The organism is Streptomyces sp. NBC_01294 (genome assembly GCF_035917235.1).
Taxonomy (GTDB): Bacteria; Actinomycetota; Actinomycetes; order Streptomycetales; family Streptomycetaceae; genus Streptomyces; species Streptomyces caledonius.
Genome location: NZ_CP108423.1, coordinates 2,506,680 through 2,527,506, shown reverse-complemented (window position 1 = coordinate 2,527,506; position 20,827 = coordinate 2,506,680). Strand labels below are relative to the sequence as shown.

Here is a 20,827-nt window from a genome sequence, read left to right as displayed (position 1 = left end):
ACCAGGCACATGGGGTGGGGGCGCGGCAGTGGCAACGGACATACGCAAGCCCTCCGTCGTACCCTCGCGGGCTCCCGCCGAGGACGAGAACCAGTGGGGCCGGGTCACCACCCCGCGCACGCTGCTCTCGCGGGCCCTGTCCGTCCCGCTCGCCCTCGGGTTCACCGTCTTCCTGCCGCTCTTCGTCGCCGTCCAGAACGGCGCCGGCCAGCGCGACGCGGCCTTCTGGCTCCAGCTCCTGCTCGCCATGTACGCGGGCGCCCGGCTCTCCGCGATGGTGCTCACCAGCCGGCGCAAGCTGCTCCAGGGCTCCTTCTGGCTCTTCGTCTACATGGCCATGGGCGTGGCCCCGCTCGCGCAGGCCGTCCTCGGCCAGGTCCCCACCCCCGTCGTCGGCCCCCGCTCCGACCTGACCGTCGCCATCGGGCTGGTGCTGCTCGGCTGCACCGCCTACGACGTCGGCGTGCTGCTCGCCCGCCACCGGCCGACCGGCCGCGCGGGCGGCTCCCAGAAGGAGCCGCGCCCGATCATGGCCAACCGGCGGCGCCTGCAGCTGCTCACGGTCCTGTCCTTCGGGTGCAGCGCGGTCTTCATCATGAAGCTCGGCGGCCCGGCGGTCTTCTTCTCCAGCCGCCAGGAGATCATCGCGGGCATCGAGGAGGCGGGCGTCTCCAACGGCGACGGCCAGGCCGGCCAGGCCCTGCTGCGCGGCTTCGGCACCGTACCGGCGCTGCTCGCGCTGCTGCTCTACACCCGCTGGCTGATCACCTCGAAGTTCGCCCGGCGCAAGGTCTCGATCATCGTCACCTGGGGAGCGCTCGCCGCGCTGAACCTGGTGGTCAACAACCCGATCTCGAACCCGCGCTACTGGTTCCTGACCGTCATGTTCGCGCTGCTGTTCACGGTCTTCCCGGTGAGCGCGGCGATGTACCGGGTGGCGCTGTCGATGGCCGTGGTCATCGCGCTCCTCGTCTTCCCGTTCGCGGACCGCTTCCGCTACGACGAGAAGAACTACCGGCCGGTCGAGACCACGTCCTTCCTGGAGCCGATGGCCCTCAAGGACTACGACCAGATCGGCATGTTCGCGAACACCATCACCTACTCGGACTCCGGCCCCGGCCACTTCTACGGCCGCCAGCTCGCCGGGTCCGTGTTCTTCGCGGTGCCCCGCTCGATGTGGCCCGGGAAGCCGCGGGACACGGGCGTGATGGTCGGCCAGTGGATGGGCACGGTCAACACCAACCTCTCCTCCCCGATCTGGGCGGAGCTGTGGCTCGACTTCGGGGCGCTGGGGATGGGGGCCGGGCTGCTGGGCATGGGGTACGCCTCGGCGCGCGTGGACCGGCGCTATGCGAAGCGGGCCACGAGGCGGTCGCCACCGGGCAGCCTGATCTCGGTGGTCGTCCCGCTGGTCGCGGGCTACTCCTTCATCCTGCTGCGCGGGCCGCTGCTCCAGGCGTCGGGGCGGGTCGCGATCGCGGCGCTCTGCCTCGCGCTGGTCGCGACCTACCGCACGGACAAGTCCACCACCCTGCGCTAGCCCTGCCCGTGCCCGGGTGCGGCGCCGTTGCCGGGGGCGCTGCCCCCGGACCCCCGCGCCTCAAACGCCGGCAATTCCAGCCCCGCCGGCGTTTGAGGAGCGGGGTTCGGGGCGGAGCCCCGGGTATTTCAGCCCCGCCGGCGTTTGAGGCGCGGGTCCGGGCAGAGCCCGGGATCGGCGGGCAGCGGGTCAGACGGCGGGGAGGCGCTCGGGTTCGCTGTCCTGCGGAGCAGGGGCGCGCAGGCGGGCGACCCGCCACCACGCGGCCAAGGCCTTGAGGGCCGAGCCGGCCGCCAGGCCCCACGCGGCGCCCGCCACACCCGCCACCGCGTACCCGCCCAGCAGCAGCCCCACGGACAGCAGCGAGAACACCACCTGCAGGGACAGCGTGGCCTTCGGCGCGAGCACCCGCAGGGTGAGCAGGGCGCAGGTGCCCAGCCCCATCACGGCGTACTGCGCCCCCGTGGCCGGCAGCAGCGCGGACGCCGCCGCCCAGGTGTCGCCCAGGAGTTCCCGCCCCAGCCGGTCCGGCAGCAGGTACAGGGCCGTCGCCCAGCCCGCGCCCACCGCGGCCAGCACCAGGCCCAGCGCCGCAGTCGCCCGCACCGTGGCCCGCTTGCCGCCGAGCCGCCCGAGCACCGGCGGCCCGAAGGCGTTCGCGGAGTTGAACAGCACGTTCAGCGGCCCGAAGAGGGTGGTCGCACCCCGCAGCGCGCCGACGGCCAGCGGTGTCGCGAAGACGCCGAGGCCCAGCACGGCGAGCTGGCTGGAGCCGTTGCCCACCGCGAACTCGACCACGAACCGCTGCCCCAGGTGACCCCGTCGCAGGTACGGCCGCAGATCGGCGCGGGAGCCGCGTACGTACGGCCGCAGCAGCCACAGCCCCGCCGCCAGCGCGGGCAGCGCGGACAGGCCCCACACCAGCACCAGCCGCCCCGCCGAGGCCCCTTCGGGCTGTACGGCCAGCGCCGCGACCACGCACACCAGCCGCAGTGCGTCGGCGGCCAGCGCCCGCTCGGGGGCGCGCAGCGCGGAGAAGCAGTAGCGCAGCCCGTCCTGGAGGAGCACCAGCGGCAGGACGAGGCCCAACGCGAGGAAGGCCCGCCCGGTGGCCCCCGGGAGCGCGAGGCCGACCAGCGCGAGCAGCGCGCCCACGGCGGCCGACGCGGCCCCGGTGAAGCCGACGGCCGAGCGGCACACCGCGCCCAGCTTCCCCCAGACTTCGTCCGGGGGGACCCCCTGCCCCTTCTCCAGGACGAGGCTCTGGCCCACGTAGGCCATGTTCAGTCCGAGGAGCACGCTGAACGTCACGTACACCATCGAGAAGTCGGCGAACCCGGACGCCGAGGACAGCCGGGCGGCGAGCACCAGCACCAGGATGTTCGTGGCGCTGGACGCTGCCTGGTCCAGCACGGACGCGACGGCGGCGAGGCCGCGTCGGCTCATCTGCGGCCCATGCGCACGGTCCGCAGCGCGACGGTGTCGGTGCCGTCACCCGGGATGTGCTGCTCGGGCTCGGCGACCTCGTAGGGGATCGGCTGCGGCGTGGACGTGCCGGGCTTCCCGGGCTTCCCGGAGGCGCCGGACGTGCCGGGGCCCGCGGCCGGGCCGGGGGTTGCCGGGGCGTCCTTGCCCTTGCCGCGGCCGCGCTTGTCGCCGGGCAGCGGTGCGTGCAGCACCGCGCCGAGCACCGTGCCGCCGGCGCCGCCGATGAGCTCGCGGATCCGGGACAGGTCGGTGCGGTGGATGGCGCGCGGGTCGCACACGACCAGGACGCCGTCGACGCGGTCGACCAGCGCCAGGGCGTCGGCGTACGAGAGGACGGGCGGCGCGAGCACGACGACGGTCGAGTTGGGGGCGTCGGCCTCGGAGATCAGCCGGGTGGCGCGGGCGGAGGTCAGCGCGCGCGGCACGTTGCGGGCCCGTTCGCCGGGGATCAGGTCGAAGGAGCCGGACTCCCCGGCGTCCACGACGAGCTGGCGTCCGTCGGGCCACTCGGAGTCGCCGTGGCGCCCGGCGGGCGCCGGGCTGCCCGGGTTCTGGCTCCAGCGGGGCCGCCCGCCGGCGTCCGTCGGCAGCTGGCTGGCCAGGACCGGCGTACGCAGGTCGGCCTCGATGAGCAGTACGTCCTTGCCGGTCTCCGCGAAGGAGGCGGCGAGGTTCACGGCCACCGCGGCGGCGGTCTCGCTGCTGCCGCGCGGGGCGACGACGAGCAGGCGGCGCCGGTCGGCGAAGCGGGAGTCGTAGGCGAGCCGGAAGGCCACCGAGCGGTACGCCTCGGCGAGCCGGGGATCGGCCTCGCCGGCGGCGAGCAGCGGCCCGCCGCCCGTCCGGTCCCGGGGCAGGTAGCCGAGGACGGGCGCGCGCAGCGCCCGCGCCACGTCGCCCTCGGAGCGCGGCGCCGGGTCGAAGACGAGCCGGACCCAGGCGGCCAGCAGGCCGAGCGCGAGGCCCACCGCGGCGCCCAGCGCGAGCGACATCACGATGCCGGGGCCATCGGCTCCGGGGGGCGCGGTCGCGGCGCTGGTGACCCGGCCCGGGGTCATGTCGAGGGCTTCGAGCTTGGTGATCTTGCTGTTGTATCCGCCGACCTCGCTCTGCAGGTCGGTCTTGGCGGAGGTGGCCGTGTCGCGCCCGGCGCCGGCGGGCATCCGGGAGATCTCCTTGGACAGCTCGTCGAGCTGCTTGGCGATCGGGTCGCGCTGCTCCTTGTAGCCCTTGACCATCTTGTCGCGGGTGGCGTCGAGGGACTCCTGCCGCTTGAGCAGGTACGCCTCGGTCATCGCGTTGGCGCGCTTGGCGGCCTCCTTGGGGGAGGACGCCGTGTACGTGAAGCGCAGCACCATGGTCTGCGGCGGGTTGGTCACCTGCAGACCGCTGCGCAGGGCGGCGAAGCCGGACGCGGACACGCCGAGCCTCTTCGCCGCCTCGTTGGCTATGGAGGAGCTGAGCGCGACCTGGCGCTCCGAGCCGATGTTGATCGCCTTGTCCGGGGCGAGGCTCGGGTTGAACGGGTCGTCGGTGGGCGCGCGCAGCACGACGTCGGCGGTCGCGACGTAGGTGTCGGCGGTGGAGACGCCGAGGTAGACGCCGCCCAGCAGGCCGACCCCGATGCCCGCGCCGATGAGCCTGCGGTAGCGCAGGAGCTGGCGGAACTGGTCCCTGAGGAGGTCGGGTTCGTCGTCGGCCGGTGCCGCTGCCGGGCGGTTCGTCTCGATCACGGCCGGGTTCCCCCAAGTGCTTCGTCTATCAGTGCGTCGATGCGGGCCAGGCCCGCTTCACGGCTCAGGTGGGCCGCCACGTGGCGGGGTCCGGCCGCTCCCAGTGCGTCCGCGCCGTCCGGGTCCTCGGCCAGGGCCCGTACGGCCTTCAGCAGGGCCTCGGGGTCCTCCGGCGGTACGAGCACCCCTGCGCCCGAGCGTTCCACCTCCTGGGCGGTTCCGCCCTCCGCCGCCACGGAGGCGACGACGGGCCGGCCGGTCTGGAAGTAGGAGGTGAGCTTCGACGGGACGCTCATGTCCAGCACGGCGGCGTGCTGCGTGACCGCGAGTACGTCCGCCGCGGCGAGGATATCCGGGAACTCGCCGTCAGCGGCAGGGGGGATGATGTCCAGATTCGGCACATCGGCCGAGAGGTCCGCGAGGGCGGCGCGCTGGCTGCCGTCGCCCATCAGGACGAAGCGGACGTTCGGATCCAGCCGGGCCGCGCCCACGAGGACTTCGAGCCCCTGCTTGAGGCCCATGTTCCCGGAGTGCAGGACGACGGTCTCGCCGGGACTCCAGCCGAGGTGGCGGCGGGTCTCGCCGCGCGGCTTGGTGGGCACCGACACGTGGGACCAGTTGGGGACGAGGCGGATCCGGTCCGGGTCCACGCCCATGCCGACGACCCGGTCCACGAAGGTCTCGTGGATGACGCCGACGAGGGTGGCCCGCTTGAGGGCGTACGCCTCGGCGCGGCCGGCGATCGCGGCGGCCTTGTCGCCGCCGCTGATCCCGCTCTGCGCGGCGGCGGCGCCCATCAGGTCCTGGACGACCGGGACATACGGGACCTTCCACCGCGCCGCGAGCCGGGCGGCGAGCACGCCGCCGGCCAGGCTGGGCATCTGGGCGAGCACCGCGTCCGGCTTGGGCATCCGGGGCGGGGCCACGGCGCCGTGCAGCAGAATCGATCCTTCAAAAAGCGCGCGCTTCACGGCGGTCTGGCGGGGCGGCACGGTGTGCGCACGCCGGTGCACGGTGACCCCCGCGCGCTGTTCCGTGCGCTGGAGCGCCCCCTTGTACTCCGGCTCGACCGACCACGCCGGGTAGTGCGGCATGCCGGCGAGGACGTGAGTCTCGTGGCCGAGATCCGCCCAGTGCTCCGCGATCTGGGTGGCGTACGGGCCTATCCCCGCGTGCTCCGGAGCGTAATTGGTGGAAACCAGCAGCATGCGCCGCTGACCGGATCTGGACACCGAGCGTCCCCTCTTCCCCTGGATGATGCGCACGTCACCCTATTCGTTCACCCGCGTGCTGCGGAACGTGCACGCTATTGTCTGCTAATCAGCTGCACCGGGGGGTGCGGCCGCTGGGGATAACAGATGACGGAGCACGACATGTCCGACTTTGGCGCGCCTGCGCGTAGACCGTATCGAGTCGGCTATGCGCCGGGAGCCTACGATCTGTTCCACATCGGACATCTGAACATCCTTCGGCACGCCCGCAGCCAGTGCGACTACCTCGTCGCCGGAGTGGTGTCCGACGAGATGGCCGAACTCGCCAAGGGGCGCCGCCCGATGATCCCGCTCGTCGAGCGCCTGGAGATCGTCCGCAGCGTGAAGTACGTGGACGCCGCCTTCGTCGAGACGGTCCCGGACAAGGTGGAGACCTGGAAGCAGGTCCGCTTCGACGTCATCTTCAAGGGCGACGACTGGCGGGGCACCCCCAAGGGCGACAAGCTGGAGAAGGACTTCGCCGCCCACGGCGTCGACGTCATCTACTTCCCCTACACCGTGCACACCTCCAGTACCCAGCTGCGCCGGGCACTGGACGCGCTCGCGGAACCCGCCGCGCTGCCGGGGCAGGTCACCGGGGAACGGCGCTGAGCTCCCGGAACCACTTCGCGAGGAACGCCAGCAGGAAGAGGCCGGCGACCACGCCCAGTCCCGCGTACGCCCAGGCGAACAGCTTTCCGCCGCCGAGCAGCAGGAACACCAGGCAGAACACCCCGTAGTCCACGGGCAGCAAGGCCACCGCGCGCAGGGTCGACGGCGCGGCAGCGGGGCTTCCCGGGGCGGGCTTGGGCTTGAGCTTCTCGGTCAGCAGCCCGCCGAAGAAGGTCACGACCGAGGCGAACTGGAAGCCCAGCGGCACCAGCAGCCAGCCGCCGGCGCCCCCTTCGATCCCGTACTCCGCGGGGAAGCGGTAGAAGGCGATCAGCACGCAGGTGTGCAGCGCGGTGAGCTTGGCGCAGTCCACGACGTGGTCGAGCCACTCGCCCGCGGCGCTGCCGCCCCCGCGCAGCCGGGCCAGCTGCCCGTCGGCGGAGTCGAAGGCGAACCCGACGGCGAGGGCCGCCCACACCGCGATCCCGAGCCCCCACGAGGGCGCGGCCAGCGCGACCGCGGCCACGGCCGCGAAGCTGAAGGCGGCGCTGACCAGCGTCACCTGATTCGGGGTGAGCCCGAGCGCGTACGAAGCGGCGGCCAGGTAGCGCCCGGCGGGCCGGTTGACGAACCGCGAATACAGCGACACCCCCTTCGCCGATTTCTGCGCCCCGCGCAGTTCCTGCAGCGCGGTATTGACTCTGCCCATGCAGGGACCCCCTCGATGACGATGTCGATCGAACACATCATCGCAGGGCGAACGTGGGGGTCGGTTTCGTGTCCGTGACGGTCCGGCCCCCGCCGGTCGGCCCGGTCGGTCGGCTCGGTCGGCCCCGTCGGCCGACCGGTGAGCCGGCCCCGTCAGCCGGCCACCCGGAGCAGGAGGACCGAGCGGGCCGGGACGGTCAGGGTCTCCCCGCCGCGGTGACGGGTGAGGGGAGCGTCGGACTGGGCCTCCAGGGTGGTGTCCAGGACGACCTCGTACGTCTCGGCCCACGGCGCCCCCGGCAGGACCCACGCCACCGGCCGGTCCCCGGTGTGCAGCAGCGCGAGGAAGCTGTCGTCCGTCACCTGCCGGCCCCGCTCGTCACGGCCCGGGATGTCCCGTCCCGACAGGTACATCCCCAGCGCGGCCGCGGGCGCGTACCAGTCCCGCTCGGTCATCTCCACGCCCGCCGGCGTGAACCAGGCCAGGTCCCGCAGCCCGTCCACGCCCTGCGGCCGCCCCGAGAAGAACGCCCGCCGGCGCAGCACCGGATGCGCGTGGCGCAGCGAGATCAGCCGGGAGGCCAGCGCGAACAGCGACTGCCAGGCCGGGTCCTCCAGCAGCGACCAGTCCACCCACCCCGTCTCGTTGTCCTGGCAGTACGCGTTGTTGTTGCCGCCCTGCGTGCGCCCGAACTCGTCGCCCGCCACCAGCATCGGCACCCCCGTCGACAGCAGCAGGGTGGTCAGGAGGTTGCGCAGCTGGCGGCGGCGCAGCACGCCGATCCGGGCGTCGTCGCTCTCGCCCTCCGCCCCGCAGTTCCACGAACGGTTGTCATTGGTCCCGTCCCGGCCCTCCTCGCCGTTCGCCTCGTTGTGCTTGCGCTCGTAGGACACCAGGTCGCGCAGGGTGAAGCCGTCGTGCGCGGTCACGAAGTTCACCGAGGCGTACGGGCGCCGCCCGCCCCAGGCGTACAGGTCGCTCGACCCCGACAGCCGGTACCCGAGATCCCGTACGTCGGGCAGCGCACCGCGCCAGAAGTCCCGTACGGCATCCCGGTAGCGGTCGTTCCACTCCGTCCACAGAGGTGGGAACGCCCCCACCTGGTAGCCGCCCGAGCCCACGTCCCACGGCTCGGCGATCAGCTTGACCCGTCGCAGGACCGGGTCCTGGGCGATCACCGCGAGGAACGGGGACAGCATGTCCACGTCGTGCATCGAGCGGGCCAGCGCCGCCGCCAGGTCGAAGCGGAAGCCGTCCACCCCCATCTCCGTGACCCAGTAGCGCAGCGAGTCCGTGATGAGGCGCAGCACGTGCGGACGCCCCGCGTGCAGGGTGTTGCCGCAGCCGGTGTAGTCGGCGTACCGGCGCTGGTCGGACTGGAGCCGGTAGTAGCCCCGGTTGTCGATCCCGCGCAGCGACAGCGTGGGACCCAGCTCGCCCGCCTCGGCGGTGTGGTTGTAGACCACGTCGAGGATGACCTCGATCCCCGCCGCGTGCAGCGCCCGGACCATCCGCTTGAACTCCCCGACCTGCTGCCCGGCCGTACCGCTCGACGAGTACCCGGCGTGCGGGGCGAAGTAGCCGACCGAGTTGTAGCCCCAGTAGTTGCGCAGTCCCCGGCGCAGCAGGTGGTCCTCGTGCGCGAACTGGTGCACCGGCAGCAGCTCGACCGCGGTGACCCCCAGCTTCGTCAGGTGCTCGATCGCCGCCGGATGGGCGAGGCCCGCGTACGTGCCGCGCAGTTCCTCGGGAATACCCGGATGGCGCATCGTGAAGCCGCGCACGTGCAGCTCGTAGATCACCGAATCGGCCCACGGGGTCTTCGGCCGGACGTCGTCCGCCCAGTCGTCGTCATCGTGGACGACCACGCCCTTCGGGACGAACGGCGCGGAGTCCCGGTCGTCGCGCACGGTGTCCGCGATGTACTGCTGCGGCCAGTCCCGGACGTGCCCGTACACCTCCGGCGGCAGGGTGAAGTCGCCGTCGACGGCCCGTGCGTACGGGTCCAGCAGCAGCTTCGCCGGATTGTGCCGCACACCCGTCCAGGGGTCCCAGCGGCCGTGCACCCGGAATCCGTACCGCTGCCCCGGGCGCACGCCCGGCACGAAGCCGTGCCAGATCTCGTGCGTGAGCTCCGTCAGGGAGCAGCGGGTCTCCGTGCCCGGGGACCCGTCCCCGTCGAACAGGCACACCTCCACCGCCTCCGCGCCCTGCGCCCACAAGGCGAAGTTGGTGCCCGCGGTCCCGTCCGGACCGTGGTGGAACCGGGCCCCCAGCGGATGCGAGGACCCCGGCCACACCGCCGGCCCCGGGCGGGCCTGTACCCGTAACACCGCGCCCTTGACCTGGCCGTTCGGCCGGCCGTTCTGTTGGCCGTTCGATCGGCCGTTCGGTTGGCCGTCGATGTGCGGTACGGGGGCGGCATGGCCGCTCCGCACCGCTTCGACGGCATGGCTGACGGCTTCCACCGCCTCTTGCTCGGCTGCGCTCGACACTGCCCGCCTCCACGGCTCCTCGGTACCGGCGGGGGTAGGGGAGAGTGCGGCCCCGGCGTCCCGGCCTGGGCCCGCCCCCGTCTGGTCCTTCACACTGTTCTGCCCGGACTGTTCTGCCCGGAACGTGCCCCGCCCTCACGTTTCCCCCGGAGGGGCCCGGTCGTTGGAGGGATCGTGACACTTCTGACGAGGCGGGCAGGGGCGGGCTTGGCCGCCGTGGCGGCATGGGCGGGCCTGCTGGGCGGCCTGGCCGGATGCACCAAGGACGGCAAGTCCCCGGTCGAGATCCAGCTGCCCGGCAAACCACGCTCGCCGGACGACGCCATCCGCATCACCCCCGACGACAACGCCAAGGGGGTCCAGGCCGACGGACGGCTGACGGTCACCGTGCCCGAGGGCCGGCTGGAGCGGGTCGTGGTCACCAAGGTGGAGGACGCCCAGCAGGAGCAGGTCCCCGGCGCCATCGCCGCCGACGGGCTCAGCTGGAGCCCCGACCCGGAGCACGGCCGGCTCGCCCTCGCGGCCAAGTACACCGTGGACGCCGTCGCCCTCGACGGGCACAACCGCCGCCAGGCCCGGCACACCACCTTCACCACCTACGTTCCCGAGGAGCGCTTCATCGGCTACTTCAAGCCCGAGAACCGCTCGACCGTCGGCACCGGCATGATCGTCTCCTTCAAGTTCAGCCGCGCCATCGAGCGCCGCGCGGAAGTCGAACGGGCCATCACCGTCACCTCCGACCCCGCCGTGCCGGTCGTCGGCCACTGGTTCGGCAAGGAGCGGCTCGACTTCCGGCCCAAGGCGTACTGGAAGCCCGGCACCCGGGTCACCGTGAAGATGAACCTGCGCGACGTCGAGGGCGCGTCCGGCTCGTACGGCATCCAGGACAAGAGCATCACCTTCACCGTCGGCCGCTCCCAGATCTCCACGGTGGACGCGGCCGCGCACACCATGGAGGTCCGCCGGGACGGCGAGCTGCTGTCGACCGTGCCGATCAGCGCCGGAGCGCCCAAGACCACCACGTACAACGGGAAGATGGTGGTGATGGAGCTCTTCGACGTCACCCGCATGAACGGCCAGACCGTCGGATTCGGCGGCGAGTACGACATCCCCGACGTCCCGCACGCCATGCGGCTCACCTCCTCCGGGACCTTCCTGCACGGGAACTACTGGTCCAGCCCCGACACCTTCGGCACCACCAACGTGAGCCACGGCTGCGTGGGGCTGCGCGACGACAAGGGCGGCGGCTCGGACACCCCCGCCGGCTGGTTCTTCGACCGGACCCTGATCGGGGACGTGGTGGAGGTCGTGAACTCGCAGGACAAGACGGTCGCCGCCGACAACGGGCTGGGCGGCTGGAACATGTCCTGGGCGGACTGGGTCGCGGGCTCCGCGATCGCCTGAGCATCCGGCCCACGGGTACGGGCTCCTGCGCACGGACGGGTGATTCGTGTGACCGGAATGCCGTAGCGGGCGAGTGTCCTCCCGCACGGACGTACGGGGCTCCCCCCAGCCTGTCAGGGCAGCAGACCAGCCCAGGGCGACGGACGGAGCGGCATGGCAGCCAGGACAGCAAGGGTGTGGCCGCTCGGCCTCGCCGCCGCGACGGTGCTCGCCGCGGCGGCGCCGGCCCACTGCGCGGGCACGGACGCGCCTCCTCCCGCGCCCCCGGCCTCCGTACGGCCCGTCGTGCCGTCCGCCGGACCGTCCGCCGAACAGCCCGCCGCACCGCGGCCGGCTCCGCCCGGCAGCGCCGCGGTGGTGCTGCGCACCACGGACCGGGACACCGGGGCGCCCCTGCCCGGCGCCCGGTTCGAGCTGTGGCGGGAGACCAACGACCAGGCCGGGCTCCAGACCGGCGGTGCGGGCGCCGACGAGAAGCACGACGGCGCCGTTTGCGTGAGCGACGCCCGGGGCAGCTGCACCGTGGCGCTGCCGGTCGGCGAGACGTACTACTGGCTGGAGGCCGTCGCCCCCGCCGGCTACGAGCGGCCCGGCGAGGCGGTCACCGCCTTCGACCTGGGCGCGGACGAGGCCGAGGAGGGAATCGTCCTCGACGTCACGAACCGGAGGCGGGGCGCGCAGTACAGCGGCGAGGTGCGGGTCCTGAAGAAGGACTGGAAGACCGAGGGGCCGCTGCACGGCGCGGTGTTCGAACTCTGGAGGGAGACCAACCGCACCGCGGGGCTCCAGATTCGCGGCATCAACGCCGACCACCTGGTCAGGCCCGGCTGCGCCACCGACGCCGACGGCGCCTGCGACTTCGACGGGCTCGCCGACGGCTGGTACTACCTCGTCGAGACGGACGTGCCCGAGGGCTACCTCCTCCCGGAGGAGCCGGTGACCGGGCCGCGGTGGCTGGACGAAGAGACCCCGGACCAGCGGCTCGTGGTCACCCTCTACAACAAGCGCGACAACCGCACGTCGCCGCCGCCGAGCACGGACGAGGACGCGGAGGAGGCCGAGGAGGACGGGGCGGCCGACGGGGCCGTGGACGCGAGCGAGGCCGAGGATGAGGCCGGGGCCGAGGACGGGGCCGAGGACGGGGCCGAGGACGGGGCCGAGGACGCCCGCCGGGCCCGGTCCCCGCTCTCCGCTGCGCCGGAGGAGTGACCCGCCCACCCGGCCGGCGCATCCGCGCGGGCGCCACGCCCGGCCCGCCCGGTTGGCTGGGCCGCGAGGGCCCGGCTCGCGGGCCCGAGGAGGAGCCGACATGACCACACGTCAGGCGACAGGTCCCCTGGCCGGGACGGCCGCCCTCGGCGCCCTGCTCGCCCTGGCGCTCGTGAGCCCGTCCCCCGCGGCGGCTGCCCCGGCTGCCCCGGCGGCCTCGGAGCCGGAGAGCGCGTGCGTGGCGGGCACCGGCCCCTACCAGAGGGAGCTGGAGGACCACCTGGGGCTGGCGGTCGACGGCGTGCAGTCCTCGGCGGACTGCCACGCGGTCCGCGCCTTCCAGCGCAAGCACCGCGTCACCCCCGCGGACGGCTACCCGGGCGTGACCACCTTCCGCACGATGCTCGTCGTGGCCGCTCGCTCGGACCCCAACGCCGCGGGCGACTGCCCCGTCCGCACCCACCGCGTCACCTGCGTGGACATGGACCGGCAGCTGCTCTGGGTCCAGCGCGACGACGACGTCCTCTTCCCGCCCGTGCCCATCCGCACCGGCCGCGACACCCAGGAGACCCGCCGCGGCTGGCACGAGGTGTACTGGCGCAGCAAGGACCACAAGTCCACGCTGTACGACAACGCCCCCATGCCGTACGCCCAGTTCTTCGACGGGGGACAGGCCCTGCACGGCACCCGCGGATTCCTCTACGGCCTCGGCGGTTCCGCCGGCTGCGTCAACCTCGCCGAACCGGACGCGGAACGCCTGTGGAACCTGCTGACCAAGGGTGACGCCGTCTACGTGTGGGGCACCAAGCCCGGCACCGAGGACTGACCCGCCCGACCCGCCCCACCGGCCCCGCCCGACCCGCTCCACCGGCCCCGCCACCGTGCCGGGACCTCTCCGGCACTTGGGACGGAACGGTGACAAGACCGTAGCTCGTCGTGATCCTCCCGTGTGATTCCATGTCGACATGCGCGCGACTGTCCGCGCGCGGGGGACATGGGGAGAACACGAGTGAACCTGCAGCCGATACGCGGGCGCGCCCGCACCGGCCTGCCGGCCCTTCTGCTGGGGGCGGCCCTGCTGTTCACCACCGCCTGCAGCGGCGGTGGCGGCGGAAACGGCAGCGGCAGTGGCGGCGACAACGGTGGGGGTGGCGGCAAGACCGGCACCGAAGCCTCGAAGGCCGTCGTCAGCGTCAAGCCCGACGACGGGGCCAAGGAGGTCGCCACCAGTGGCGTCCTGAAGATCACGAGCGCCGGCGGCAAGCTCGCGACGGTGACCGTCGCCGACACCAAGGGCAATGCGGTCGAGGGCAAGCTCGCCGACGACGGCGCGAGCTGGGAGCCGCTGCGCCACCTGGCCTCGGCCACCGAGTACAAGGTGCACGCGGTCGCCAAGGACGAGGCCGGCCGGGAGTCCGCCAAGGACACCAGCTTCACCACCCTGACCCCGACGAACACCTTCATCGGCCACTACACGCCCGAGGACGGTTCGACGGTCGGCGTGGGGATGCCGGTCTCGATCAACTTCACCCGGGGGATCACCAACCCCGAGGCCGTCGAGAAGGCCATCACCGTGACGGCCGAGCCGGCCGTGCCGGTCGAGGGCCACTGGTTCGGCAACGACCGCCTCGACTTCCGCCCCGAGAACTACTGGGCCGCGGGCACCAAGGTCACCGTGAAGCTCTCCCTCGACGGTGTCGAAGGCCGCCCGGGCGTCTACGGCAAGCAGACCCGTACGGTCACCTTCACCATCGGCCGCTCGCAGGTCTCCACGGTCGACGCGAGCGAGAAGCAGATGCAGGTCGTCCGTGACGGCCAGGTGCTCAAGACCATCCCGATCACCGCGGGCGCCCCGTCGACCACCACGTACAACGGGCAGATGGTCATCAGCGAGAAGTACAAGGTGACGCGCATGAACGGCGCGACCGTCGGCTTCGGCGGCGAGTACGACATCGCCGACGTCCCGCACGCCATGCGCCTGTCGCAGTCGGGCACCTTCGTCCACGGCAACTACTGGGCCTCCTCGGGCACCTTCGGCTCGGCGAACGTCAGCCACGGCTGCGTGGGCCTGCGCGACCAGCGCGGCGGCGGCGACCCGGGCGCCCCGGCGGCCTGGTTCTTCAACGAGTCGCTGATCGGCGACGTGGTCGTCGTGAAGAACTCGAAGGACAAGCAGATCGCCCCGGACAACGGCCTCAACGGCTGGAACATGCCGTGGGCGGAGTGGATCAAGTAGCCGCGTCCCGTACGCCCCGTACGTGATCCGGTGGCCCGGTGCTGTGACCCACAGCACCGGGCCACTTCACGTTAACCGACGCTAACCTGGCCCGTATGACCCTCTCTCTCGAAGTCTCCGAAGGCGTCGGCACCCTCCGTCTGGACCGGCCGCCCATGAACGCCCTGGACATCGCCACCCAGGACCGGCTGCGCGAGCTCGCGGTGGAGGCGACCGACCGGGCCGACGTCCGGGCGGTCATCATCTACGGCGGCGAGAAGGTGTTCGCGGCGGGTGCGGACATCAAGGAGATGCAGACGATGGACCACGCGGCCATGGTCGCCCGGTCCCGCGCGCTCCAGGACGCCTTCACCGCCGTGGCCCGCATCCCCAAGCCGGTCGTCGCGGCCATCACCGGCTATGCGCTCGGCGGCGGTTGCGAGCTCGCTCTGTGCGCCGACTACCGGATCGCCGCCGACAACGCGAAGCTCGGCCAGCCCGAGATCCTGCTCGGCCTGATCCCGGGCGCGGGCGGCACCCAGCGCCTGTCCCGGCTGGTCGGCCCGTCCAAGGCCAAGGACCTGATCTTCACCGGGCGCATGGTCAAGGCCGACGAGGCGCTCACCCTGGGCCTGGTCGACCGCGTGGTGCCCGCCGCCGAGGTGTACGAGCAGGCGCACGCCTGGGCCGCCAAGCTGGCGCAGGGACCGGCGATCGCGCTGCGCGCCGCCAAGGAGTGCGTGGACGCGGGTCTGGAGGCCGACATCGACACCGGCCTCACCATCGAACGCAACTGGTTCGCGGGCCTGTTCGCCACCGAGGACCGCGAGCGCGGCATGCGCAGTTTCGTCGAAGAGGGCCCGGGCAAGGCGAAGTTCGTCTGAGTCCGCCCGCCGGTCCTCCCTGTGGGTGGATTAGCCAGGCCTTAAGGCAGCCTTAAGCAGAAACGGTGATCCACTCACCGTGATCATTCCCCTCCGGTCCGTCACCCCAGGTCAGGGTGCGTAACGAGGCCCCCCGGTTGCCTCCCGCATATGACAGGACACCCCCTTGGATTCGTTGAATCCGGGGGGTGTTTTCCTGTGGAACGGCCCGGAGGGGCAGGTCGGCCGTCCATGATGGGTGCATGGCGGGCCTGGAGGGTGTGGAACAGCCGCGGCAGCGCGGCAGCGCTTCGGCGGTACGGCTCACGGCGGCCGTCGAGGACGAACAGGGGCTCAAGGCGCTGGAGTTGTACGGGAATCCGGCCGAGGCGGAAGTGACGTTGCCGTCCATGCCGGAGTCGGCCAGTACCGCGCGCCGGCTCACCCAGTGCGTGGTGATCCGCCTTTGGGGCCTCTCGCCGCAGATCGCCGAGCACGCCGTCCTGCTGGTGTCCGAACTCGTCGGCAACGCGGTCCGGCACACCGGCGCCCGCTCCTTCGGTTTACGCATGCTGCGGCGGCGCGGCTGGATCCGGGTGGAGGTGCGCGATCCCTCGCGCGGGCTGCCCTGTCTGATGCCGGTCCACGAGCTGGACACCACCGGCCGCGGCCTCTTCCTCGTCGACAAGCTGTCGGACCGCTGGGGCGCGGACCTGCTGCCGCGCGGGAAGATCACCTGGTTCGAGATGCGGGTCGCCGACCGCCAGAACGCCTGAAGCCCCCGGTTCGCCGTGTGGGGCGGTGTGGGGGCTTCATGGGTGCGCCGAGGATCTAAGGGGGTGTGATCCTCGGCGTGGCGACTTCGCTCGGGTCAATGGGAAGTCGTGCTTCCGACTATGGCAGACGAGGGTCCAATCGCCAAAAGTGCCTACTCGGACATAAGTGTGCAAATAATAAGACTTTCTAGCTAAATCCTAGGTGAGGTGAGCCACTCGCCTCGTAATCCATGAGTAACCATCGGCTGCTCTGAGTAAATCGTTGATCACATAGCGAGTGGATCGCCCGGTCGGCCCCTTCCGGTAGACGTCCCGAATTGGGTCAATCATTACCTTCCGGGTCATCCGCCCCTTAAATGGGCAGGTGCTCTCACTTCCAGGCCGCCGCGCGGCCCTGCGTTCGGCCGTGCGCGCGGCCGGTCTCGGGGTGGCCGGCGCCGCGGCGGCCGGTCTCACCGCCGCCTGCGGACCGGGCCGCCCCGCCGCCCCGCCCGCCGCCCGGCCCTCGGCCTCGCCCTCCGCCCCGCCTCCGGGCCCGGCCCGGCCAGCCCGGCCGTCTCGGGCCGCCGCGGCCGTCCCGCGCCGGTTCGCCGGGCAGCCCGTCGAGATCGGCCACGGCCCGCGCGACCGCCCCGAGGTCGCCCTCACCTTCCACGGCAACGGGGAGCCCGCCATCGCCCGGGCGGTGCTGGCCGAGGCCGAAAGGGGGGGCGCGCGGGTGACCGTACTGGCGATCGGGGCCTGGCTCGACGCCCACCCGGACATGGCCCGCCGGATCCTCGACGGCGGTCACGAGCTCGGCAACCACACCCAGCGCCACCTCGCGATCAACGGCATGCCCGAGGCGGAGGCCTACGCCGAGATCACCGGCTGCGCCCAGCGGCTCAAGCGGCTCACCGGCTCCATCGGCACCTGGTTCCGCCCGTCCCAGACGCAGTACGCCACCCCGCTCGTGCGCGAGCTCGCCCAGCGGGCGGGTTATCCCCACGTCCTGTCCTACGACGTGGACTCCCTCGACTTCACCTCGCCCGGCGCCGCGGCCGTCATCCGCACCGTCACCGGGACGATCCGACCCGGATCGGTGGTGAGCCTGCACTTCGGCTACGCGGACACGGTCGACGCGATGCCTCCCCTCCTCGAAGAACTCGCGCGCCGCAAGCTGCGCGCGGTGACCACCACGGAGCTGCTGACCACATGACGACCATCCGCCTTCCCCGGAAGGCCACCGTGCTGCTGGCCGGTCTGGTCCTCGCCGCCCTGGCCGGCTGCGGATCAGCCGACAAGGGGCCTGCCGAGGCGCTCGGCTCCAAGGGCCCGGCCGAGCCGGTCAAGGCCGTGCCGCCCGCCCCGCCCGGCCTGCCCGGCATGCCGCCGCTCCTCGATCCGAACGACGTCTACGCGGCGGACCGGCCGGGCAAGCTCTCCCCGGTGGTCAAGGACTTCCCCTCCCGCGTCTACGTGCCGAACACCGCCTCCAACACGGTGTCCGTCATCGACCCGGCGACCTACCAGGTCATCGACACCATCCCGGTCGGCATCCAGCCCCAGCACGTGGTCCCGTCCTGGGACCTGAAGACCCTGTGGGTCAACAACAACCGCGGCCACACGCTCACCCCGATCAACCCGGCCACCGGCGAGGCCGGAAAGCCCGTCGAGGTGCACGACCCGTACAACCTGTACTTCACGCCGAACGGCAAGTACGCCATCGTCATGGCCTCGATGGACAAGGAGCTGGTCTTCCGCGATCCGCACACGATGGACCGCGTGAAGACCGTCCCCGTGACCTGCTTCGGCGTCAACCACGCGGACTTCTCCGCCGACGGACGCTACTTCATCGTGAGTTGCGAGTTCTCCGGCGAACTCCTCAAGGTCGACACGGAGAAGATGGAGGTCATCGGCCAGCAGAAACTGCCGTTCGAGGGCGCGATGCCGCAGGACGTCAAGGTCTCCCCGGACGGAAAGACCTTCTACGTCGCGGACATGATGGCCGACGGCATGTGGGTGCTCAGCGGGGACACCTTCGAGACGCCCAAGCTGCTGCCCACGGGCAAGGGCTGCCACGGCCTGTACGTGAGCCGCGATTCCAAGGAGATGTACGTCTCCAACCGGGGCGAAGGGACCATCTCGGTCTACAACTTCCCGCAGAACAAGCTCACCAAGAAGTGGACGCTCCCCGACGGCGGCAGCCCCGACATGGGCGGGGTCTCGGCCGACGGCAAGGTGCTGTGGCTGTCGGGCCGCTACAACTCCGAGGTCTACGCGATCGACACGGTGACCGGCAAGCAGCTCGCCCGGATCCCGGTGGGCGGAGGCCCGCACGGGCTCGCCGTGTACCCGCAGCCCGGCCGCTACTCGCTCGGCCACACCGGAATCTTCCGGTAGCCCGCCCGGGCTCCGGCTCCGGCCCTGCCTCGGCTCGCCCCCGGCCCCGGCTGTTCCGTACCGCCGGACGAGGCAGTGCCCCGGGAGCTCGCACAGCTCCCGGGACACCGCCGCCGGCCCGTCCGGCTCCGGGCTACCAGGCGACCGGAAGACGCTCCGGCAGCCGCTTGATGAAGCCCGTACGCCAGACGAGGTTCTCGGCGGGCACCGCGAGCCGCAGCCCGGGCAGCCGGTCGACCAGCACCTCCAGCGCGATCTCGGCGTGCGCCCGGCCCAGCGCGGACGCCGGGCAGAAGTGCCGGCCGGCGCCGAACGCGAGGTGGGCGTTGGGGCTCTCGCGCTCCAAGTCCAGCTCGTCCGGGTTCTCGAAGGCCTCCGGGTCAAAGTTGGCCCCCTCCAGCAGGACGAGCACGAGCTCGCCCTCCTTCACCAGGACGTCGCCGACCTGGACGTCCGCCAGGGCGATGCGCGGCAGCCCGTCGCCGACGGACAGGTTCCAGCGCAGCAGCTCGTCGACGGCCTTGCCCATGCGCTCCGGGTGCCGGCGCAGGTACCCGACGAGCTCGGGCCGCTGCAGCAGCGCCAGGACGGCGAGGGTCAGGAAGGCCGAGGTGGAGACGGCGCCCGCGCCGAAGAGCGAGACGGCGACCGTCGCGAACATGTCGTCGGTCAGGTGCGCCGACTCCGGATCGGCCTCCTTCAGCCCGGCGAACTTCCCGAGGAGCCCCGTACGCTCCTCGGGAGTCAGCGCGAGCTGGACGCCGAGCTGGCCGGCGAAATAGCCCACGTCCTTGTACCAGTTGAGGGCCGAGTCCGCGAACGGCTCGCGTGCGGTCATGAACGCGACGTCCAGACCCGACATCAGCCGGCGCCAGTCCTCGAAGGGCACCCCGAGCACCTGGCAGTGCAGCGCCGCGGAGAAGGGGTCGGCGAACCCCGCCCGGAGGTCGGCCGGGCCGCCCTCGGCCACGATCCGGTCGATGAGCTCGCCGGCCTTGGCGCGCAGCTGGTCCTGGAGCCCCTTCTGGCGCGGGTTGAGCGCCTTCATCACGGCGTTGCGCAGGCCGGCGCTGTTGATGTTGCCCATGTTGTTGACGACCTCGGGCGGGATCGTCAGCGCGTACTGGCGGGGGACACCGGCGTTCGCGGTGTCCTTGAGGCTGAAGCGCTCGTCCTCCAGCACCTGCTTGGCCAGCGCGTAGCTGCTCACCAGCCAGGCCGGGTCCCCGGTCAGGGTGCGGACCCGGGCGACCGGAGCCTTCTCGCGCAGCCAGGTGCACTCCTCCGGGAGCACGTCACCGCGCCGCGAGAGCGGGAAGTCGAGGAGCGGCCGCTCCCCGGTCTCCCGGCCCTCAAGCTGCTCGACGCTCATCGACGATCCTTTCGGTCTGTGCGTGGTTCGCGGTGCTGTGCGGCGCCTTGGCCGCGGCGGTCTCGGGCCGTACGACGGCGTACGCCTGGTTGCGGGTCGCGCGCAGTCCCCCACCGCGCGCGAAGAGCACGTCCGTCAGCGGCATCTTGACGTGGTAGGCCGCCACCGAGGACGGCACGTCGAGAATGCTCGGGGTGTCCACGAAGAACGGCAGCTCGGCCGCCATGTAATCGAAACAGACCTGCAACTGCTCGTCTGTGATCGATTCACCTTCCGGCAACTTGGAGCCGACAAAGTGCATGGCCATCTTCTCGCAGCCCTTGCGGAATTCGTCATCGGTTTCCAGGAAATGCAGGACGCGCCGGTGCAGCAGTTGGTAGACGGGATTCGACTGGAACTCGGAAAGTGCTCTCACGCGGATATCGGCCTGTGGAGGTCCTGACTCCTCCACGCCCTTGAGAATCCGCCGCCGGACCGCCTTGATTTCCTTCGTGGCGCGCCTCTCCGCGTGCTCCCGGGTGTAGCCGAAGGCGGCGAACATCCGGTCGACGTGGAGGTCTGCGTAGACGAAGTCGACTTGGGCGAAGCGGGTCGTGGCCCACTGGGCGAGACTCGTGATGCGCTCGGAGGTGAAGTAGCTGTTTCCGGGACTCACTCCGATGAGCACATGGTCGCCGTCTTCCCAGATATGGCGGCAGGTGCGGGTGAAGGGCAGAACTTCGAATGATGCGTCAGCTGTGATCGTCACCTGTGTGATCGCCCTTGTTGCCGCTTGTCCC

17 protein-coding genes are annotated in these 20,827 nt (G+C 71.9%); 10 read left to right on the top strand and 7 right to left on the bottom strand.

The genetic code is table 11. From position 1 onward, the window contains the following. The first annotated feature begins 28 nt into the window (after positions 1-28). Positions 29-1,540, top strand: a complete 1,512-nt coding sequence (locus OG534_RS11110; protein ID WP_442807063.1) for a hypothetical protein — start codon at positions 29-31, stop codon at positions 1,538-1,540. A gap of 189 nt (positions 1,541-1,729) precedes the next feature. Here OG534_RS11110 and OG534_RS11105 read toward each other — a convergent pair whose 3' ends face one another. Genes OG534_RS11105 through OG534_RS11095 form a run of 3 tightly spaced genes read right to left on the bottom strand, consistent with a single transcriptional unit; the run spans position 1,730 to position 5,969 of the window. Next, positions 1,730-2,986, bottom strand: a complete 1,257-nt coding sequence (locus OG534_RS11105) for a hypothetical protein (protein WP_326587918.1) — start codon at positions 2,984-2,986, stop codon at positions 1,730-1,732. Continuing rightward, a complete protein-coding gene (locus tag OG534_RS11100; protein WP_326587917.1) occupies positions 2,983-4,761 on the bottom strand; it encodes a lipopolysaccharide biosynthesis protein in 1,779 nt (592 codons plus the stop codon). Before OG534_RS11100 ends, OG534_RS11105 begins: the two co-directional genes overlap by 4 nt. Next, positions 4,758-5,969: a glycosyltransferase gene (locus OG534_RS11095; protein ID WP_326593555.1), complete on the bottom strand. Its 1,212-nt coding sequence runs from the start codon at positions 5,967-5,969 to the stop codon at positions 4,758-4,760. Before OG534_RS11095 ends, OG534_RS11100 begins: the two co-directional genes overlap by 4 nt. A gap of 150 nt (positions 5,970-6,119) precedes the next feature. On the opposite strand from OG534_RS11095, the gene OG534_RS11090 reads away from it, so the two are divergent. Continuing rightward, positions 6,120-6,623 (top strand): adenylyltransferase/cytidyltransferase family protein, encoded by a 504-nt coding sequence (locus OG534_RS11090; protein WP_442807061.1) that lies wholly within the window; start codon positions 6,120-6,122, stop codon positions 6,621-6,623. Here the strand turns inward: OG534_RS11090 and OG534_RS11085 are convergent. Together OG534_RS11085 and glgX are read right to left on the bottom strand one after the other, a co-directional pair. Continuing rightward, positions 6,604-7,332 carry a CDP-alcohol phosphatidyltransferase family protein gene (locus tag OG534_RS11085; RefSeq protein WP_326587915.1) on the bottom strand — a complete coding sequence of 243 codons (729 nt, stop codon included), beginning with the start codon at positions 7,330-7,332 and terminating at the stop codon, positions 6,604-6,606. The two genes, OG534_RS11090 and OG534_RS11085, sit on opposite strands and share 20 nt — an antisense overlap. Before the next feature lie 152 nt (positions 7,333-7,484). Then, entirely contained in the window at positions 7,485-9,827 is a 2,343-nt protein-coding gene (gene glgX, locus OG534_RS11080; RefSeq protein ID WP_442807060.1) for a glycogen debranching protein GlgX, read from the bottom strand. Positions 9,828-10,010: 183 nt separating this feature from the next. On the opposite strand from glgX, the gene OG534_RS11075 reads away from it, so the two are divergent. The 8 genes from OG534_RS11075 (at position 10,011) to OG534_RS11040 (ending at position 18,676) form a co-directional block, all read left to right on the top strand. Next, positions 10,011-11,231, top strand: coding sequence for a L,D-transpeptidase (locus OG534_RS11075; RefSeq protein WP_326593553.1), 1,221 nt, complete (start codon positions 10,011-10,013; stop codon positions 11,229-11,231). Between the two features lie 153 nt (positions 11,232-11,384). Continuing rightward, on the top strand, positions 11,385-12,440 hold the full coding sequence (locus OG534_RS11070; protein ID WP_326587914.1) for an MSCRAMM family protein: 1,056 nt from the start codon (positions 11,385-11,387) through the stop codon (positions 12,438-12,440). Positions 12,441-12,540: 100 nt separating this feature from the next. Then, complete coding sequence (locus OG534_RS11065) at positions 12,541-13,266, top strand: L,D-transpeptidase family protein (RefSeq protein WP_326587913.1); 726 nt, start codon at positions 12,541-12,543, stop codon at positions 13,264-13,266. Positions 13,267-13,434: 168 nt separating this feature from the next. Further along, positions 13,435-14,676 (top strand): L,D-transpeptidase, encoded by a 1,242-nt coding sequence (locus tag OG534_RS11060; RefSeq protein ID WP_398561799.1) that lies wholly within the window; start codon positions 13,435-13,437, stop codon positions 14,674-14,676. Positions 14,677-14,771: 95 nt separating this feature from the next. Further along, the gene (locus OG534_RS11055) at positions 14,772-15,539 is read left to right on the top strand and encodes an enoyl-CoA hydratase/isomerase family protein (protein ID WP_326587912.1); all 768 of its coding nucleotides are present in this window, start codon (positions 14,772-14,774) and stop codon (positions 15,537-15,539) included. 242 nt (positions 15,540-15,781) lie between these two features. Further along, on the top strand, positions 15,782-16,294 hold the full coding sequence (locus OG534_RS11050; RefSeq protein ID WP_202199635.1) for an ATP-binding protein: 513 nt from the start codon (positions 15,782-15,784) through the stop codon (positions 16,292-16,294). 364 nt (positions 16,295-16,658) lie between these two features. After that, entirely contained in the window at positions 16,659-17,492 is an 834-nt protein-coding gene (locus tag OG534_RS11045) for a polysaccharide deacetylase family protein (protein ID WP_326587911.1), read from the top strand. Then, positions 17,489-18,676, top strand: coding sequence for a YncE family protein (locus OG534_RS11040; RefSeq protein WP_326587910.1), 1,188 nt, complete (start codon positions 17,489-17,491; stop codon positions 18,674-18,676). The genes OG534_RS11045 and OG534_RS11040 overlap by 4 nt, the downstream gene beginning before the upstream one ends. A gap of 133 nt (positions 18,677-18,809) precedes the next feature. Here OG534_RS11040 and OG534_RS11035 read toward each other — a convergent pair whose 3' ends face one another. Together OG534_RS11035 and OG534_RS11030 are read right to left on the bottom strand one after the other, a co-directional pair. Beyond that, positions 18,810-20,048 carry a cytochrome P450 gene (locus OG534_RS11035; protein ID WP_326587909.1) on the bottom strand — a complete coding sequence of 413 codons (1,239 nt, stop codon included), beginning with the start codon at positions 20,046-20,048 and terminating at the stop codon, positions 18,810-18,812. After that, on the bottom strand, positions 20,029-20,796 hold the full coding sequence (locus tag OG534_RS11030; RefSeq protein WP_326587908.1) for a tRNA-dependent cyclodipeptide synthase: 768 nt from the start codon (positions 20,794-20,796) through the stop codon (positions 20,029-20,031). The genes OG534_RS11035 and OG534_RS11030 overlap by 20 nt, the downstream gene beginning before the upstream one ends. Positions 20,797-20,827: the final 31 nt, after the last annotated feature.